This is a genomic window from Candidatus Saccharibacteria bacterium oral taxon 488 (genome assembly GCA_013100825.1).
Classification (GTDB): domain Bacteria; phylum Patescibacteriota; class Saccharimonadia; order Saccharimonadales; family Saccharimonadaceae; genus Nanosynbacter.
On record CP040001.1, the window covers coordinates 763,710 to 779,055 of the forward strand.

19 protein-coding genes and 3 tRNA genes are annotated in these 15,346 nt (G+C 51.8%); 4 read left to right on the plus strand and 18 right to left on the minus strand.

Features of this window, described 5'->3' with window-relative positions; translation table 11 throughout:
* Positions 1 to 129 precede the first annotated feature (129 nt).
* The 7 genes from FBF26_04145 to tilS form a co-directional block, all read right to left on the minus strand.
* A complete protein-coding gene (locus FBF26_04145; GenBank protein ID QJU10428.1) occupies positions 130 to 441 on the minus strand; it encodes a hypothetical protein in 312 nt (103 codons plus the stop codon).
* 84 nt (positions 442 to 525) lie between these two features.
* Positions 526 to 1,002 carry a hypothetical protein gene (locus FBF26_04150; protein QJU10429.1) on the minus strand — a complete coding sequence of 159 codons (477 nt, stop codon included), beginning with the start codon at positions 1,000 to 1,002 and terminating at the stop codon, positions 526 to 528.
* 238 nt (positions 1,003 to 1,240) lie between these two features.
* Complete coding sequence (locus FBF26_04155) at positions 1,241 to 1,888, minus strand: hypothetical protein (GenBank protein QJU10430.1); 648 nt, start codon at positions 1,886 to 1,888, stop codon at positions 1,241 to 1,243.
* A 4-nt stretch (positions 1,889 to 1,892) separates the two neighbouring features.
* A complete protein-coding gene (locus FBF26_04160; protein ID QJU10431.1) occupies positions 1,893 to 2,867 on the minus strand; it encodes a GTP-binding protein in 975 nt (324 codons plus the stop codon).
* Entirely contained in the window at positions 2,867 to 4,498 is a 1,632-nt protein-coding gene (locus FBF26_04165; GenBank protein ID QJU10569.1) for a virulence factor MviN, read from the minus strand. Before FBF26_04165 ends, FBF26_04160 begins: the two co-directional genes overlap by 1 nt.
* Positions 4,499 to 4,534: 36 nt before the next feature.
* Positions 4,535 to 6,403 (minus strand): ATP-dependent zinc metalloprotease FtsH, encoded by a 1,869-nt coding sequence (gene hflB, locus FBF26_04170; protein QJU10432.1) that lies wholly within the window; start codon positions 6,401 to 6,403, stop codon positions 4,535 to 4,537.
* Between the two features lie 27 nt (positions 6,404 to 6,430).
* Positions 6,431 to 7,294, minus strand: coding sequence for a tRNA lysidine(34) synthetase TilS (gene tilS, locus FBF26_04175; GenBank protein ID QJU10433.1), 864 nt, complete (start codon positions 7,292 to 7,294; stop codon positions 6,431 to 6,433).
* On the opposite strand from tilS, the gene FBF26_04180 reads away from it, so the two are divergent.
* On the plus strand, positions 7,172 to 7,969 hold the full coding sequence (locus FBF26_04180; GenBank protein QJU10434.1) for a hypothetical protein: 798 nt from the start codon (positions 7,172 to 7,174) through the stop codon (positions 7,967 to 7,969). The genes tilS and FBF26_04180 overlap by 123 nt on opposite strands.
* 5 nt (positions 7,970 to 7,974) lie before the next feature.
* Here FBF26_04180 and FBF26_04185 read toward each other — a convergent pair whose 3' ends face one another.
* Both FBF26_04185 and FBF26_04190 read right to left on the minus strand, forming a co-directional pair.
* On the minus strand, positions 7,975 to 8,295 hold the full coding sequence (locus tag FBF26_04185) for a hypothetical protein (protein QJU10435.1): 321 nt from the start codon (positions 8,293 to 8,295) through the stop codon (positions 7,975 to 7,977).
* Between the two features lie 135 nt (positions 8,296 to 8,430).
* Positions 8,431 to 8,507: transfer RNA gene (locus FBF26_04190), tRNA-Met, on the minus strand.
* Positions 8,508 to 8,945: 438 nt separating this feature from the next.
* Between FBF26_04190 and FBF26_04195 the strand changes: the two genes are divergently transcribed.
* The 3 genes from FBF26_04195 to FBF26_04205 are packed head-to-tail and all read left to right on the plus strand — an operon-like array spanning position 8,946 to position 11,363.
* The gene (locus FBF26_04195) at positions 8,946 to 9,677 is read left to right on the plus strand and encodes a hypothetical protein (protein ID QJU10436.1); all 732 of its coding nucleotides are present in this window, start codon (positions 8,946 to 8,948) and stop codon (positions 9,675 to 9,677) included.
* Positions 9,677 to 9,976 carry a hypothetical protein gene (locus FBF26_04200; protein QJU10437.1) on the plus strand — a complete coding sequence of 100 codons (300 nt, stop codon included), beginning with the start codon at positions 9,677 to 9,679 and terminating at the stop codon, positions 9,974 to 9,976. Before FBF26_04195 ends, FBF26_04200 begins: the two co-directional genes overlap by 1 nt.
* Positions 9,977 to 9,983: 7 nt before the next feature.
* A complete protein-coding gene (locus FBF26_04205) occupies positions 9,984 to 11,363 on the plus strand; it encodes an FAD-binding protein (GenBank protein ID QJU10438.1) in 1,380 nt (459 codons plus the stop codon).
* A gap of 40 nt (positions 11,364 to 11,403) precedes the next feature.
* On the opposite strand, the gene FBF26_04210 is transcribed toward FBF26_04205, so the two are convergent.
* From FBF26_04210 to FBF26_04250, 9 genes are all read right to left on the minus strand, one after another.
* Positions 11,404 to 11,808 carry a hypothetical protein gene (locus tag FBF26_04210; protein QJU10439.1) on the minus strand — a complete coding sequence of 135 codons (405 nt, stop codon included), beginning with the start codon at positions 11,806 to 11,808 and terminating at the stop codon, positions 11,404 to 11,406.
* Between the two features lie 131 nt (positions 11,809 to 11,939).
* A tRNA-Met gene (locus FBF26_04215) sits at positions 11,940 to 12,016 on the minus strand.
* A 28-nt stretch (positions 12,017 to 12,044) separates the two neighbouring features.
* Entirely contained in the window at positions 12,045 to 12,485 is a 441-nt protein-coding gene (locus FBF26_04220; GenBank protein QJU10440.1) for a hypothetical protein, read from the minus strand.
* Positions 12,486 to 12,581: 96 nt separating this feature from the next.
* On the minus strand, positions 12,582 to 13,049 hold the full coding sequence (locus FBF26_04225; protein ID QJU10441.1) for a hypothetical protein: 468 nt from the start codon (positions 13,047 to 13,049) through the stop codon (positions 12,582 to 12,584).
* A gap of 97 nt (positions 13,050 to 13,146) precedes the next feature.
* A complete protein-coding gene (locus FBF26_04230; GenBank protein ID QJU10442.1) occupies positions 13,147 to 13,920 on the minus strand; it encodes a hypothetical protein in 774 nt (257 codons plus the stop codon).
* A gap of 180 nt (positions 13,921 to 14,100) precedes the next feature.
* On the minus strand, positions 14,101 to 14,382 hold the full coding sequence (locus FBF26_04235; protein ID QJU10443.1) for a hypothetical protein: 282 nt from the start codon (positions 14,380 to 14,382) through the stop codon (positions 14,101 to 14,103).
* 36 nt (positions 14,383 to 14,418) lie between these two features.
* Positions 14,419 to 14,494 (minus strand) — tRNA-Met (locus tag FBF26_04240).
* Positions 14,495 to 14,570: 76 nt separating this feature from the next.
* Positions 14,571 to 14,933, minus strand: a complete 363-nt coding sequence (locus FBF26_04245; GenBank protein ID QJU10444.1) for a hypothetical protein — start codon at positions 14,931 to 14,933, stop codon at positions 14,571 to 14,573.
* Positions 14,934 to 15,085: 152 nt separating this feature from the next.
* A complete protein-coding gene (locus FBF26_04250; GenBank protein ID QJU10445.1) occupies positions 15,086 to 15,292 on the minus strand; it encodes a hypothetical protein in 207 nt (68 codons plus the stop codon).
* Positions 15,293 to 15,346: the final 54 nt, after the last annotated feature.

Sequence of the window (15,346 nt, forward strand, 5' to 3'; positions counted from 1 at the left end):
GACAGCACCGACTACACAAAATAAGCTATTATTGTCAAGCAAAGCTTAGTTGGCCGCAAGCTTTACAACTCTCTTTCAGCGATCAGGCCACGCCATAGCTTACATTATCACGGTTCACCGACAAATTACTTATGAGAGCGCCAGCTCGCCAATATGCCTCCAAAACTGACGCAGATCCTTAACGTCTACGCCTTCAATATCGTAGTTTGAAAGCACACCATGCCACGTGCTGGGCACAGCGCCCTTATCTAGTAGACGGTACTTGCTGAACACAAAACCATGCGGCAGCCATGCCATGCTTATGACATCATCGTTGGCACATGGATATTCCAATATAGGAAAAGAGCAATCATATGTATCAACAATATTCCCTGGATCAATTGCTCCATAATGCTTCCACTCCCCATAGCAAAAATCAAAACCTAGTGGCAGAAGAGCCATTTCCACACCCTCTCCCCCCTTATCTCTAGATGTCCGCATCTCCTCTACAAATGAATCCAGCGCTTGACGAGCAAGAATATCGAGTCAATCCGCCCCAAACATCATCGAGTCGAAATACTCGTCAATTTTTCTACAATCTTCTTTACTGAGGTTATTTGGGTCGGTTTTGGCAGTAAGCACCGTATCGTTTAAGTCATGAGGCGTGACGAGCATGATGTCGATTGTTTTTAGCCGTGGATCTATAAATACCATTTTTGCGCCATAGTAACAGGCATTGCTCGGATAAAGGCTCGAAAATACGAACTGGTCAAGACCAAAGTGGCGATCAAGCCCGTATGTATTAGTTCTACGGCCTGATAACTGACTGCTCGGCAGTATCCCCATCTCCATGAACCGCCCAGGGAAATCACCTGAGTTAGTATAGTGCAAAAGTGGCAATCGCTCAAGACGTGCTCGTATCTCCCGAACGGCTAACTGCTCACCCTCTGATAAATCTCTCTGACTCTCCGGATGGTTATGAAAATTATCGCGCAATCGACCGGCATCAACATATTGCGCCATTCTTTCTGGTAGAACAAGCACCTCGCTAGATGACACGCCGCCAATCCTTCTGGATCTTAAAACTGAGAAAGCCCATACAAAAACCTGCCAGCATCATAGTAAACTTAATTATGGGATAGCACTTACTTTTTGTCAAATGGGCCACCTGACCACATTGACCAAACTTTATCCCAGCCCTTTTCGCAACACGTATCCGCGGGGTGCTTTTGCAATTCAGTTAGGCCAATTGTTTGTGGATTCATGGCTTACTCCTTATCACTAATTTACTCAACTGCCACACCACCATCACAATAGACCAGCCAAACAATGCCACCTCCGACACCACCGTCAGCGGTACCGAGACTTCACCTGCATAGTATGTACCGACCATCTTTAGAAATGCAACACACACGCTCGTTAATATAACTATCCAAGATTTCGTAATGATCCCTACCGCAGCAACAAATGCAGCCAACGCCAGTGCCATCCAGTGCAGTCCTGCGAACAGTTGACTCGCAGATAATACACTTATTTCTGGAGTAATCGGCAATCCATTCACCGGATAAACGAGGCGTCCGAGCGCCATCATCGCATGAAATGCACCAATTGCCACAACGATACCTAGAGCAAGCACGATACCCATGCCAACAGGATATCGCCCCCTCAGTTTAGAGTACAAAACCACGACGACAGCTAACAATATCGACGCTCCACATGCTAGCATTTCACTTGCCGCCTGCAAGGCGACCTGATGTTGCTGCACCCACGCTAGCACACCTGGAGCGTTTGCTGAGGGTATCGGCAGTGACACTGCGATACTAATGCAAGCCGTGGCAAGCAAACCAAAGCTCATCAGCCATATAATATTACCGATATACGAAATATGCCGACTACTTTGTTTTACCACCCTCTCACTCCTTCGTCATATATTTCTTTAGCGTCACCGTATCACCCACCCGCGCTTCACGGGTGGTTTTTAGGTTGGTGACAATGTAGCCAATTTCACCAGTATCGAGCGATGGGTCGGGGATCATACCGGGACTGAGATGGCCAACCTCCAATGCCAACCCATTCGCACTGGTCGCCATCATATGAATCGCTTCACCCTTTTTGATCTGACCGTCAACCACCCTGACGTACAAAATCACGCCGCGATAATCATCATAATAACTATCAAAAATTAGCGCCCGAGTTGGGAGATCAGCCAACGCAACATCAGGATGCTCGACCGCCAGTGGCGAAGTCGGCGCCGGGATTCGCTCAACGATCGCCGCCAAAACTTGATCGACATTCTGCCCGGTTTTGGCGGAAATATGAATAATCTCGCTTTCATCGCAGCCCAGCAAATTAATCACCTGCTTGGACACCCGTGGCACATCGGCAGCTGGTAAATCAACTTTATTGAGCACAGGAATAATCGTGAGGTCCTGTTCCATTGCCAGGTACACATTCGCTAACGTCTGCGCCTGAATGCCTTGGCTGGCGTCAACCACCAATACCGCACCCTCGCAGGCCTGCAACGAGCGACTAACTTCGTAGCTAAAATCAACGTGACCGGGCGTGTCGATGAGGTTGAGATCGTAAGGTCCAGCCAGCGGCAATCCTTCCGATGAATCGATAGCCCTGTCGCTGGCGTTGCCTGCGACATTCGATTGAGAGGAAGCGATTGCCGCTGGCTGGCGATAGTGATACTTCATCCGCACCGGCGCGAGCTTGATCGTGATCCCTTTCTCACGCTCGAGATCCATACTATCCAGCAGCTGCGACTTCATCTCGCGCTTCTCCACCGTCCCCGTCATCTCCATCATCCGGTCAGCCAGCGTCGACTTACCGTGGTCGATGTGGGCAATGATGCAAAAATTACGAATACTGGTCAGCGGTTTCATCAGCGCCTCAACTTACTCATATCAAATCGCGAAAACAGCAGACGTTTCATTCGCGCCAAGACCGGGTCGATCTCTGGCAACTTTAGCCACTTGGACAGCGCGCCATACACGACAAAATTGAAAATCGTAATCGCCCCAAACTTGGGCAGCGCCCCCAAAAAGCTGTCATCCGACGCCCGAAATGGAATTACCAATACGCTGACGTAGCACGTCACTGCTAGTGGCACCGCGGCTAACGCCATCTTGGCGACCGCTTTGACAAACGTTGCGTCAAACAGCTGTGGCATGCGCCGACCTAAAATGACGCACAAAATCACCACCTCAACAAAGGCGACAATTGACTGCGCCCATGCCAGGCCATACGGGCCAAGCTTCGCATAGTAGCCAAGTATCACGGCCAGCGCCACATTCAACACAATCGCAAAAATCGACACATACATCGGTGTCTTGGTATCCTGCTGTGCATAAAATCCGCGCGCCACCATGTGATACACCGTCCTGAATAAAATTGCCATTACCAGACAACCGAGAATGTTCGCCATAACCGGATCGCCATTATTATTGATAAAGTGCACCACGTAGCCACGCGCGAAAAACGTCACCACACAAATCGGGATAATCATCCAAATCACCGTCCTGAGAAATGACCGCAGATCTCTACGAAATAGATCCGGCCGCTCCGAGGCGAGGCGCTCAGTTAGTTGTGGAAAGGCAGCGTTGGAAATAGCAACGCCGATGAGGTTGATCGGCATCATGTGTAGTGTCAATGCTTGATTATAACGACGAATAATACCATCACCCATCCGCGACGCCAAGTTGACTTCGGCCAGGCTGACCACATAATCCATTCCCTGATCAATCGAGCGCGCCGGCAGCAGCGACAAAACTTTACGAAAGCCGCGATTGCGCCAATAAATCTTGAAATCATAATCAAAGCCGAGTCCGATTAGCCCGACCGCACTGACGATGAGCTGCAACACCGACCCAAGTACCACACCAAGCGCCACGCCCATAATGCCGCCGTCAAAAATTTGCCAGCCGAACAGGTTGATGCCGTTGGTGAACCACAACGTACCGATGATAATCCCGACATTGTACAGCATCGGCGCCAGCGCATAGAAGGTGAAGCGACCGACCGCTTGCTGGATGCTAGCAATCACCGCTGCCACCGCAAAGATCAGCGGATTTACCGCGATCACTCGCATCATACTGACCGCCAATGCGTGACCAGCCTCGCTTAGCCCCGGCGCGATCAGATATTTCATCAGCGGATCAGCAAAAATGATGATTAGAACGCTCGTCACCAGCGTCACCAGCGCCATGAGATTGATCATGCTCGAACTAATTTGCCAGGCTGACTGCTTGTTGCCTTTGACCCACCGCTCGTTAAATACCGGGATGAAAGTGACGCTCAGCGCCCCCGACACTAGAATCGCAAACATAAAATCTGGCACCATGAACGCCGCCGTATAAGCGTCCAGCCCAACCGGATAACCAGCCAAGTGAGCCTTCTCATTGGGAAAATACGCCGCGTTCAAAAAGCGATCGCGCAGCAGCCCCAGCAGGCTTGACAGCAACATCGAGCTCGCTAAAATCGTGGCGGCTAACTTGACTGTCAGCCGCTGATTGATCTTGTTGACAACATTACGAACGCGCCCCATAACAATTTATGCGTGCAGCTTTGCCTCCTTTGGCAGTTTCGTTCCCGAAAGAATCTCATCCACCGCCGCTTCCTCCAAGGTTTCGTCTTTGAGCAGTGCCTCGGCCAATTTATCGAGGAACGGACGGTTGGCTTTGAGCACCAGCATTGCCCGTTGTTTAGCCTCGGTGATCAGCTGCGACACTTCCTGGTCGATCAGTTTAGCAGTCTCATCCGAGTACGGCCGCTCGCGGGTCATCTTATCAAACATCAGCCCGCCGTTGTCTTCGTGAAATACTTGGTCGCGTAGGCCCTTACCCATACCCTGCTCGATGATCATATCACGGGCAATCTCGGTGGCTTTACGCAGGTCTGAGCCAGCGCCGGTGGTGATACCATCATCACCGTAAATAATTTGCTCGGCAATTCGGCCGCCCATGGCCCGAGCCAAGATATCCTTGAACTCATAGACGTTGGTGTAGCTCTTATCCTCTGGCGGTAGGAACCAGGTTACACCGCCAGTGCCGCCGCGCGGAATAATCGTCACTTTGTGAACTGGATCAGAATCTGGCAAGACGTGACCAACAATGGCGTGGCCCGCCTCGTGGTACGCTGTCAGCTCCTTCTCGTGGTCGTTCATCACCTTGGCCTTGCGCTCTGGGCCGATGGCCACTCGCTCAAATGCCTCGGTTAATTCTTCATTAGTAATTTTCTTCTTATTACGCCGTGCGGCGATAATTGCTGCTTCATTGGCGATATTAGCGAGATCTGCCCCCGATGAGCCAGCTGTCTTGGCGGCCAATTTATCGAGGTCAACCGTTTCGTCGGTTGGCTTTTTCTTGAAATGAACTTTCAGAATTGCCTCGCGATCTTTGCGCTCCGGCAGAGTAATCGTCACTCGCCGATCAAACCGTCCCGGCCGCAGCAACGCAGGATCAAGCACATCCGCCCGGTTGGTCGCCGCCAGCACGATCACGTTCGTGTCACCGTCAAACCCATCCATTTCCACCAAAATCTGGTTCAAGGTCTGCTCACGCTCATCGTGGCCGCCACCCATGCCCGAACCGCGCTTGCGGCCCACCGCGTCAATCTCGTCGATGAAAATGATGCACGGCGCATTTTTCTTGGCCTTTGAAAAGAGATCGCGTACCCGGCTAGCACCAACACCGACGAACATCTCGACGAACTCCGAGCCAGAAATTGAGAAGAACGGCACGCCCGCCTCGCCAGCTACTGCCCGAGCCAGCATGGTTTTACCAGTACCCGGATTACCGACCAGCAAGACGCCTTTCGGAATCTTGGCACCGAGTTCCTTGTACTTCTTTGGATGCTTCAGGAAATCGACAACCTCCTGCAGATCCTGCTTGGCATTATCATTACCAGCGATATCCTCAAACAGCACCTTCTCTTTGTCCTCGCCATACAGCCGCGCCTTTGACTTGCCAAAGCCCATCGCTTGATTATTCTGCCCTTGGGCCTGGCGCATCATGAACATGAAAAAGATCACGATGATCACCACCGGCACAATCATCACCGTCAGATTCCACAGCACTTCACCGGTCTGTGATGGCGGCAGAACGTTAATCTCAACCTTGGCGTCCTTGTTCAAGCCCTGCTCATAGATCGTACTGCCAGATTCCTTGACTGATTTCTCGGTCGGCTGTTTTTGGCCTTTGGGAGTAATTTTCAGATCATTGCCCTGGATATCAATCTTGGCAATTTCCCCGGCATTTGCCCGTCGCACTACATCGGTCAATGCCACATTCTTCAAGTTGCTATTTGGTGACAGCGCCGCGTACACTGCCAGCCCAAGAAACACAATGATTGCCCAAAACAACCCCAGCCGAGCAACCTGCCCGATCCCTTTCTTAGTATTCTTTGGCGTCTTTCCTGCCATACGTCACATAATCCTTTCTCTTTCGTCCTAGCGAGTCACTCGTTTTATTGTAACACTTTTTACGGATAATTTCACCCGCACATTAGCGGCCGGCTGCCACACCGTTCCTGCTCGGCCAGTTTTGATGGCGATCAGCAGTCGATCCAGCTGTGCTGAGAGTAGCGACACGCCAGTCAGTCGCTGCACTTCTCGGTGCAGTAGCTCGCGCGCCGGCTCAATTGGGATATGCGCCCAAAAATAACGACTACTGAGGCGTGGTGACAACCGCATTATTTCTTGGTCAATCTCTTGGCGCAGCCGCCATTGCTGACGCCATAACCGACCAAGCGCCGCCCGCTGCTGATCAGTCAACCTTGCCTGCAGCTGTCGGCGCAGCTGATTACGTAGATAGGCGCTCGATTGATTTGTCGCGTCCTCTACCCATTCCAGCCGGTGGCACAGTGCATAATCATATATGTCTTGCTTTGTCCATTCCAATAGCGGCCGCTCAATCCGCTGATCGCCCATAGCCGCCAAGCCTCGCCAGCGCGTACCACGCCGCAAATTGAGTGCTATCGTCTCAATCACGTCATCCTGGTGATGGGCCGTCGTCACCCGCCCACCCCAGCGTGCTGCCGCATCAAAGAGAAATTGATACCGCCGCTGACGTGCCACATCTTCGCTGGCTGCCGGCCCCAATTCCTCACGCCTGATAACATATGGCACATTACACCGGCGCGCTAGCCCCGCCACGAACCGCGCATCAGCCGCCGATTCTGCCCGAATGCCATGATCAAAGTGAGCCACCACTACCTCGTCCTGCCCATGCCGCAATACGCTGTCGAGGAGTACCACGCTGTCCACCCCACCCGATACCGCAATCAGTCGTCTCATGAGGATATTATGACACATACTGCGGGGCTACGTGATACAATACTCACTATGCACGAGATAACCATCCTCTGCTTTGGTGATTCCAACACCTTTGGACAGCGACCCGATGTGAACGCGCGATATGACGAGTCGGTGCGCTGGCCGCGGCGACTGGGGGCGCTGCTAGCGAACGAGGCACGCCAATATTATATTGTTGAGGAGGGGCTGGGCGGTCGGCGAACCGACCTTGATCATCCCGACCCAGCCAAACCATCGAGAAATGGCTGGATGTACTTTCCGCCGTGCCTGGCCAGTCATCAGCCCGACATCGCCATCATCATGCTGGGAACAAACGATGCCCAGATTTGCCACCAGCGACCAGTTGAGGCGATCGTGACGGCACTAGCGCGCTACATCACGTATTGTCACGAATCAGATGTCACACCACTGCTGGTTGCGCCGCTCATTCCAGACCCTACTGGGCTGTTCAACGAGGCAATCGTACCGCGATCGGCGTGGCACTTTGATGATACAGCCGTGGCGACACTAACTGCACTGCCTGAAAAAATCCGAACTTATGCCGCCAAGCATGGTGTTGCGTTTTTCGACGCCAACACATATGCCGAGGCCGGTGTAGACGGGTTGCACTGGACAGCAGCAGGTCACGAGCGATTTGCCCGAGCAATCGCCCAGATGATACACGAAATAGCATAGAATACTCAAACGTCAGTTAGTTTGATGTCTTCGATTTCGCTGGGCCCCAACCAATAAACTCGATCACCAACCTCAAAAATAGGTGTCGCCGCAGTCTCCAGTGCTGAGGAAATTTGTTTCTCTGTTAACTCCTTAAAGGCTAGGTTTTTGAAAAAATCAGCTTTTTCCATACCGGCATCACTGGCACGACGTAGAATATACTCTGCCACTTTGCTAATAATTTTAGCCTCTTCCGGCGAAACTCTAACCTCTCGTAGAGCATCCCATTCCTCACGTCCCTGAGGCGGTAATTCCTTCCTTGGTGTAGTTAGTGGTATCTCGCTCATAGCTATCTATATCCTCCTCAATATTATTTTCACAAGTATATCATCCTATCGTCAACTCTTGCAATAGAGTACGTAATATGTCATCCACATATGAAAATACCGCGGCCCATGCAGACCGCGGATAAAAAACAATTTTGGTAGCACCGGGTGGACCCGAACCACCGACCTCAGGCTTATGAGTCCTGCGCTCTAACCAGCTGAGCTACGGTGCCACACGTCACCAATTGTACCAAACGAATCAGAAAATCTCAACCGCCTCGAAAGCCTACTCATCAGGCGAGGCCTCAACTGCTAATCAAATAAGGCCAAGCAGATTTCGCCCCGGCAACTAAGCTGCTAGCTCCACGCCTTCTTCGTCCAGCAGTTCCAGTCGCCGCATCACTAGTGAACGCAACTCCTCGCACGTCCGCCGGCGCTGCCATGTCCGTAGCTGGTCGTTATTGACCGCATCTAAAAATTGCCCAAGCTCGTGCTCAGTGATATCCATGTTGTTGCCTTTCTGTGTTTGTTAAACCGTGGCTTTACTATAGCACACATTTGACATAAGTGCAATAGTATGACAGTTCGCATCATTACCCGCCCAATGCTCCCACCGGCTTCCCTCGCCAAACCGCTTGTGATAAACTGGAGGGAGAGGATTTTACACAAACATGACCCCAGCTATTATCTCATCACTTGCCATCATCGCCTTCTCGGCACTGATCCACGCTAGTTTTCAGCTCAGCGTCAGCGTCTTGACCTTGCTCAGTGGCCATTCCCTCGGCAAGCAAACCGCCCGCCGGAAAGTATTGCGACTGATGAATGGATTCGTGTGTGGAGTGTTGGTGCTGACCGCGCTGCTAATATCGGCGATCGTCTACTATCTGTCGCTGGTCATTCATCACGCTACTCAGGCCGAGCAACTAGTGGCGGCCATCGTCTGTGGGCTGATGGTCGGGCTGGGTGTGGCGACTTGGGCGGTGTACTACCGACGGGGCGAAGGTACAGCCTTGTGGCTACCGCGCAGCTTCGCGACCTATCTATCAAAACGCTCAAAAGCGACACGCCACAGCGCCGAGGCCTTTAGTCTCGGGATGGCCAGCGTGGTGGCTGAATTACTGTTCATCATCGGGCCGATGGCGGCGGCGGGGCTGGCGACGGTCCTACTACCATCAACCGAGTGGCGCCTCATCGCCATCACCCTTTACGTCGTCATATCGCTGCTATCACTGGTCGTCGTATTAGTGCTGGTCGGTAGCGGCCATTCCCTCGCCCACCTACAACAGTGGCGGATGGCACATAAACGTTTCTTGCAATTTGCAGCTGGCGGCAGCTTGATCATCTTGGGTGGCTTTTTGTTCGTTGATCGAGTGCTCGGCATCGTCAGCTACGGAGGTTTTTGATGTCAGAAGGGCACCCAAACCGACCAATCATCGATGTCATCAAGCGCGGCAAACGACCGAGCGAAGAATTTGATCCGACAAAACTCCACCTCTCTATCATGGCGACCTGCCTGAGTATCCGCACACCCGAAGGCCAAGCTGATGATATCGCCAAGTCAGTCACCCTCGGCGTGATGAGCTGGTGCGAGGCCCGACCAGAAATTACCACAAACGACATCCGACACCGCGCGACGCAGCTGCTGCAGAAACTGCACACTGACGCAGCATTTGTTTATCAACACCATAAGACGATAATGTAGGGGGCACATGGCACAAAAACCAACTTTTGATTATGATGTAATTGTTATCGGCAGCGGCGCTGGCGGTTCACCGGCCGCAACTGTCTTGGCGCGCGCTGGCAAGAAGGTCGCCATCATTGAGCGCGGTACCTTTGGCGGCGAATCCCCAAACTGGGGCGACATTCCGACGGGCGCCCTACTCTACACTGCCGACGTCTACCACGAGGCCAAAACAGCGGCCAAGTTCGGCCTGCGCACCAGCACGGTCGGCTATAATTATCCGTCGCTCCTCGCCTGGAAGGACACCGCCATCAAGCGCACCGGCACCGGTGGCAATCGCAGTTACTACGAGAAACAAGGCATTAGCGTCTTTACCGGCAGCGCCCACTTTCTCAGTCCCAACGAGATCACCGTTAATCGCCGCCACTTATCAGCACGCAAATTCCTGATCGCCAGCGGCTCAACCTGGCGCGATGATCACATCCCAGGACTCGACGAAGTAGCTCATCACACGCCGCAAACCATCCTCTCGCTCAAGCGCCCACCCAAAACGCTGTTCGTTGTCGGCTCTGGCACAACGGCGATGGAGCTGGCATATTTGTTCTCGACTTTTGGCAGCAAGGTGTACGTCGCCGAAACCGCTGGGCGTATCTTGCCCGAGTTTGACCAAGAAGTTGGCGAGCTGATCGCCGCTGACGCCAAGGCACAGCGCGGCATGAACATCCTCACCCAGACAAAGCTGGTCGCCGTCCAGAAAGACGGTATCGCAAAGCGCGTCACCTACGCTCGTGGCGGCCAGCAGCATTCAGTGCGCGTTGATGAAATCCTCATCGCCGACGACCGCCTACCAACGACCGACATTGGGCTAGAAAATGCGGGCGTAGCGTATACTGAACATGGCATTCAAGTCAGTGAAGCGATGCAGACTTCGGCGCGGCACATCTTTGCGGCTGGCAGCGTCGTTGACCTTCAGGCACAGACACACACCATCCTCAGCCACAGCCGCACCGCTGCACACAACTTACTACACCGTAATTTCATCGCACTTGACGATACGCCGCGCTTGACGATCGCCTTCACCGATCCACAGATTGCTCGGACGGGACTGGACGAGGACGACTGTCTGCGCCGTGACTTGAAGATAAATGTCGCCTTAGCGCCGCTGACTTTGACCGCTCGCAGCAACATCACCGACCGGCGCAGTGGGTTTGTCAAATTGATCAGCGACAAAAAAGGTGTCCTGCTCGGCGCCACCATCGTTGCACCAGGCGCCAGCGACTTGATGACCGGCCTCAGCCTCGCCATCCGCCACGGCCTGACCGCCAAACAACTGATGAGCACACCAAACTGCTTCATTGCCTGGTCAGAGGCCGTGCGCATTGCGGCGGGGAAATTGGCAGCTGATTAGGCGCTCCCGAGATTTTACGTTTCCATGAAACTTCTGATGGCTACCGCTCGCCATCATTACGACGTGCCTCAAGCGCATCATGGAGACCGCTAAGTATCCAGTGCATTCTGGCAACCATAAATTCGCCGTCTTTACCGCGCATGCCATCTCGCAGTTTCTTTTCGGGAGTATCTTGTGACCAAAACCTTGTTTCTGGCGGAATTGCTAACGGTTGTTTCAGGTCTAGCAGCGAGTCATCCCGCATATCGGGCGGGGTGTGCTGTTCGACCGCCTCTCTTGCTAGTTCCTCAAGCTCCTTTGCACACGTGCACCACTGACCCCCCCTACATACTGCATCTCGTGTGTTTTCTTTTGAGCCCATCTCTCTATTCGTCTTATCCTCCGACTGGTGGTCTACTGGCAACTTATCGGTAGGTTGAGACGCTGGATTAAAGTGCTCTGTCATAATGTTCTAATATAGCATGACCAGGTCAAAAAGGCCAGAAACTAGGCCACTGCGGTCAATTTACGTCATAGCTTCACATGTATCAAAAATAAAAACGACCTCAACTCATAAGGCCGAAAAATCAGTAAACATGGTTGCGGGGGTAGGATTTGAACCTACGACCTTTTGGTTATGAGCCAAACGAGCTACCAGGCTGCTCTACCCCGCGGCACATTGTCCATCTTAGCAAACACGAATTATTTTTGCAAGTTCTGACTCGTCCGCCGCGCGCCAAAGAGGAAATTAATCCACTGTTGGAAGTTACTGGTCGGTTGTTTTTGCGGCGCATTGTGAGCGGTCGGTTGCTGCTTGGCCGCGTCGGTTGACGGCACGATCAGCAGCTTTTCGCCGGGCGAGCCACGGCCCAGACGCTGGCGCACCGCGAGATCGAGGTATTCGTCACTTTCATAATATTTCGATTCATATGCCAGCAGCTCGGTGCGCAATTTCTCGACCGTCAGCTGGTACTTTTTTTGATCGACCATCTGTTGCAGTTCATAATTGCGCTGCATCGACTCGATCGACCCCCACGCCCAACTCAGCGCGATCAGCGCCGCCGCCGCAACCACAACATTATTCAGCGTCAAATAATCGTGACGCACGTGGTACCAAAATCGTTTGAGTTTCAGCATGTTCATGTTGGTTTTATCAGAAGGTATGGCTATATTATGAGGGGTCGGGTGGGGTTAGTCAAGATGAGATAACCAAAGCAACCCTAAAGACTCATTACCTTACTAGGTAGTAGAATCAGCGGGAGGTATCATTTGGTAAGCAATACAATCTTTGAACTGCCTCTTAGCTACAAGACCCTCGGCGATTAACACCTCTAAATCTCGCCTGACCCAATTAATATCATCAAGCGTAAGCCCCGCAATCTCGTCAAGGGTCATTGGAGCGACATGCGTCAATACGCCTAATACAGTACGAACCGCCCCTTTAGGATCTTCAGAATAAGACATGCGTTTCACTTGCTCCTTTAGGGAGTGCTGTGAATCTTCTTCTGTATCAGCTTCCCCAGAATGTAGAGAGCTACCTCCGTCACACGTTAAAACACCTTGCTCTGAGGAACAAATACGATTAGACAAACATACAACTACCCGTCCAACATGATAGACATGAGTCTTGATGCCGTGACTAGATCGATCACCTGTATCATCGACTACTTGTTCTGCTGACTGATTTGGCTGTAAATGCTCCGTCATAATACTTGATTGTAGCATGGATGGTTAAAAATTAGGAGAGACCAGCTCGTAGCAATCTGGCAAAATTACCAGTCCATTCCGACGGCCTGAAACGATCTCAGTGCACCAGTTCCGCAAACTCAGAAGAATTCACATAGTCAAAATCACATGCCAGATGGTCGCTCAGGAGGTTGTTAACATTCAAGGGGCGCGGCACCGCAGCGCCAAGATATATGGCGGCAATGAGCGCCGTCGATAAGCTGTGGCGAAGATTGAGCACGGCAAGCTTTTCAAAAATATCCGCTTGATGTGTTTCGAGGTAGGTTTTGTGTAGCCTAGTCATCGAACCTTTCGCGAGCTCTGGCTGCGTCACGTCAAGCCCAAGATCCTCAGCCACATCGACGAGGCGCCGGCTAGCTATCGGCGTCAGACGATCAATATCGTACCTCGTGTCAATGACCGCTTGATTTTGCCGCCGCTCTCTCCACTTGTTGTACAGCCAATCCACTTGTTCCGTTGCAATTGGCGACGACCGTTTCAGCACTGACAAATCGGCACAGAGTTGGTGACCCGCAAAGGTCACGCTGGACAATGTCCGCGAGGAAGCGATATCTAACTCGATCATTTCCAGAAGCCGCGGTACCTCGTCTTCTGATTCCAGATAGACTGACTTGAATCCAAATTCAAGCAGACTTTGATCCTCCAGTGAGTCAAGATGTGCAAGGTCAATGATGGCCCATGAGTAGCAAAACGGTTTTGACGCTCCCCGAACCCGGAAATTCTTTGTCCACTCAACATCAAGCGCAGCCACGAGACTTCGTTCCCGACTAAACGGGCGCTCTGGGTCACCAAACGGGCGTTCTGCCCATTGCAAGTTTGTTCTCAGGTGCATCGTCGTGTTTATTCTCCTAGGATGATTTTAACTCACATAGATGCTTTTACCAAGATACTATTACAGTCGAAAGAAGAGCGCCAGGCCGAGGGCATGACGCAACACTTTTGGTAGCTTGGATCGCTGAATATATGATTCCTGTATCTGGTCAGAGCTCAGCCGACTAGACTAGCACAGAAATTATCTCCTCAAAGACTCCTGCGCATCATCAGCGGCGAAGCGGATCGGGTACATACTCGCTTCTGGAAATTCTCTTTTGAGTTCGGCAGTCAAATCATTGTAGTGCATACCGGGGTTCTGATCCAACAGCCTAGTTGCAGCCTGAAACAGGCTAGCATAAAGCTTATTCTCCTCGTACAACATGTCCTCGATATTCCGCATTACGGTTCTTTCCTCTGCTTTGTCGGGAATAGCACCAAAAGCCATGGCATATTTTTGCTCTGGAAGCTCCGAATCCTCCATATTATCTCCTATCTCCGTTCGCTTGGGTTATATTCGTGGTGGGGGTGGCTGGGATCGAACCAGCGACCAACAGGTTATGAGCCCGCTGCTCTAACCGCTGAGCTACACCCCCATGAGCGATATTATACCGTAAAAGCAGCCGAGTGAGAAGTGCCGTCAATTTACCCTACTGCTGGCCGTCAAGCTACTCATGCACTCCTGAGCGCAGCGCGCGCCATCGCAGCTCCACGCCTACTAATTTCTCCCCATTTATCATCCGACGGCTCTTGCTCTGATGCATAGGCCAACATAGCATCCCCAGTACGTGTATCAAACGCTGCAAGATCACTGCGCCGACGAGGTCGCGGCTTCTCATCCGCAGAGATATTTTGACCAGACAATGGCTGACTATTCGCATGAACATCCTGACGAGACGGCGGCTTAAGCCCAAGTGCCCATCGCGCTCCATAATATGAACAGCCTGTTTTATCGACAAGTTCATCAACCTTCTCCCACTCCTCCGCGGTCAATTCACAGTCCCACTCATCACCAACCTGCAACAGTTCATTCATAATTAGTAAATATCACATTTTGCCTATAAAAGCAAGGCTACCTCAACTCCACAGCCCCTACCACAAAAAAGACTCCCGCATGAGCGAGAGTCTTTGAGGCACCTGTTTGTTTGATACTATTGTACCGACAACCAGGTGTATAATGCAAGTGCTTATTTCTTCTTTTTAATCGTCAAAAAGCCGTTGCGTGGATTTTCGGTAACGATCCGATCATCTGGCAAGTCGCATGGCTCGCCCTTGGTGTTCTTTTCAACCTTGGCGAAAAAATAAATCGTCTGCGTTTTGCCACCGCGCAGCGTGACTTCCGTTTTATGCAAGTAGTATGTAATGCCTTTTGAGTTTGTGTGCTTATAAGCCATTCGTATACCTCCTGTTAGTACTATACTATTCTAGATTAGCGCCTCTGTTAACCC